The sequence below is a fragment of the Stenotrophomonas sp. P5_A8 genome (genome assembly GCF_056400545.1).
Genome location: NZ_JBFULB010000429.1, coordinates 1 through 2,743, shown reverse-complemented (window position 1 = coordinate 2,743; position 2,743 = coordinate 1). Strand labels below are relative to the sequence as shown.

At 63.0% G+C, this 2,743-nt stretch carries 2 protein-coding genes and 1 pseudogene; all 3 read left to right on the top strand.

The features are described from left to right. A partial coding sequence (locus AC1DQP_RS19145; protein ID WP_478052267.1) for a proton-conducting transporter transmembrane domain-containing protein occupies positions 1–1,023 on the top strand: 1,023 nt, incomplete at its 5' end. A 23-nt stretch (positions 1,024–1,046) separates the two neighbouring features. Further along, positions 1,047–2,555 (top strand): NADH-quinone oxidoreductase subunit M, encoded by a 1,509-nt coding sequence (locus AC1DQP_RS19140; RefSeq protein WP_256774641.1) that lies wholly within the window; start codon positions 1,047–1,049, stop codon positions 2,553–2,555. Between the two features lie 36 nt (positions 2,556–2,591). Then, positions 2,592–2,743, top strand: a pseudogene (locus tag AC1DQP_RS19135) (NADH:ubiquinone oxidoreductase subunit N); the annotation flags it as partial.

The following is a 2,743-nucleotide window of genomic DNA, read 5'->3' as shown; positions in this document are numbered from 1 at the left end:
GAGCAGGACATGCGCAAGATGGGCGGCCTGCGCAAGTACATGCCGATCACCTTCATCACCATGTGGATCGGCACGCTGGCCTTGGTGGGGACGCCGTTCTTCTCCGGCTTCTACTCCAAGGACACCATCATCGAAGCGGCGCAGCACCACGCGCACGTGTCCAACAGCTGGGTGGCCACCTACGGTTACTGGGCGGTGCTGGGCGGTGTGATCGTGACCAGCTTCTACAGCTTCCGCCTGCTGTTCCTGACCTTCCATGGCAAGGAACGCTTCCGCGACGCGCATGATGACCACGGCCACGGCCATGACGACCATCATGCTGACGCACACGCCGCCGACGCCCACCACGGCGACGCGCACCATGACGACCATGGCCATGGCCACGGTCCGCATGAGCCGCACGAGACCCCCTGGGTGGTGACCCTGCCGCTGATCCTGCTGGCGATCCCCTCGATCGTGATCGGTTTCTTCAGCATCGGTCCGATGCTGTACGGCACCGACTGGGCCGGCAAGCATGCCGACCACGCGGTCCCGGGCCAGGTGCATTCGTTCTTCACCGGCATCGTTGATTTCTACGACCCGGCACGCAACACCATTGGTGCCCTGGCTGAAGAGTTCCACGGTCCGGTGGCCTTCGCGCTCCATGGGATGATGGCCCCGGCCTTCTTCCTGACCGTGGCCGGCTTCCTGCTGGCGGCCCTGTTCTACCTGTGGAAGCCGGAGCTGGCGGGCAAGGCCCGCAAGACCTTCGCACCGCTGGTATCGGTACTGGAGAACAAGTACGGCTTCGACAAACTCTGGATCGGCGGTTTCGCCGGCGGCGGCATCAAGCTCGGCAAGGTTTCGCGCGCGATCGACACGAACATCGTCGATGGTGTGGTGGTCAACGGTTCGGCGCGCCTGATCGATCTGGCGGCCAACCTGCTGCGTCGCACCCAATCCGGTTTCCTCTATCACTACGCCTTCGCGATGATCATCGGCCTGATTGCCCTCCTGGGCGTCCYGATGCATTACCTGCGTTGATGACCTGTACGGAATAAGAAGACGTGTCGAACTGGCCTCTACTCAGTGTTCTCATCTGGCTGCCGATCCTCGGCGGTGCCTTGATCCTTGCCATCCGTGATGCCCGCACCGCCCGCTGGGCGTCGTTGGGTGTAGCGGTGCTGACCTTCGTGGCCAGCCTGTCGCTGCTCAGCGGCTATGACGTAGGGAACGACGCGCTGCAGTTCGTCGAGACCCGCGCCTGGATCCCCGCCTACGACATCGGCTACAACCTCGGCGTCGATGGCATCGCCATCGCGCTGATCCTGCTGACCACGCTGGTCTCGGTGCTGGCCCTGATTGGTGCGTGGAGCGCGATCGACAAGCGCGTCAACCAGTACGTGGCCGCCTTCCTGATCCTGGAAGGCGTCACGGTCGGCATCTTCGCTGCGACCGACGCGATGCTGTTCTACGTGTTCTTCGAAGCGATGCTGATCCCGATGTTCCTGATCATCGGTGTCTGGGGCGGCCCGCGCCGCATCTACGCCGCGCTGAAGTTCTTCCTGTACACCTTCCTCGGCTCGGTGCTGATGCTGGTGGCGCTGATCTACCTKTACCTGAAGGGTGGCAGCTTCCAGCTGGCCGACCTGTACCAGCTGCAGCTGTCGGGCAAGGAGCAGACCTGGATCTTCTTCGCGTTCCTGATCGCGTTCGCGGTCAAGGTGCCGATGTTCCCGGTCCACACCTGGTTGCCGGACGCCCACGTCGAGGCGCCGACCGCCGGCTCGGTGATCCTGGCCGCCATCGCCCTGAAGATTGGTGGTTACGGTTTCCTGCGCTTCAACCTGCCAATCGTCCCCGACGCCTCCCAGGAATGGGCATGGCTGGTGATCACGCTGTCGCTGATCGCGGTGATCTATGTCGGCCTGGTCGCCCTGGTCCAGGACGACATGAAGAAGCTGATCGCCTATTCGTCGATCGCGCACATGGGCTTTGTCACCCTGGGCACCTTCATCGCGCTGTGGCTGGTGCGTGACGCCGGCAGCCCGGATGCGGCCCGTCTGGGTCTGCAGGGCGCCATGGTGCAGATGGTGTCGCACGGCTTCGTCTCTGGCGCCATGTTCTCCTGCGTGGGCGTGCTGTACGACCGCATGCACAGCCGCCGGATCGCCGATTACGGCGGCGTGGTGAACGTGATGCCGTGGTTTGCCACCTTCGCCATGCTGTTCTTCATGGCCAATGCCGGCCTGCCGGGCACCAGCGGTTTCGTTGGCGAGTTCATGATCATCATGGCCAGCTTCCAGCGTCATCCGGCCCTGGCGCTGGGTGCGGCCAGTACCCTGGTGATCACGGCGGCGTATACGTTGTGGCTGTACAAGCGCGTGTTCTTCGGTGAAGTGGCCAATGCCCATGTCGCCGAACTGAAGGACATCAACGGTCGCGAATGGCTGGTGCTGGGTGTATTCGCCGTGGGCACTCTCGCCCTGGGCCTGTACCCCAAGCCGCTGACCGACCTGATGGAGCCCTCGATCGCGAAGCTCGTGATGCAGATTGCATCCAGCAAGCTGCTGTAATCGGGCCGTCGAGAGTATTGATTCCAGGATTTGATGATGACCACCTCGCCGCTGTTGCCATTGACCGCCGCTGACCTGCCCCCGCTCGCTCCCGAGCTGGTGCTGATCGCCAGTGCGTTCACCCTGTTGATCCTCGATCTGTTCATCAGCGACAAGAACAAGATCTGGACCCATCTGCTGTCGGTCGC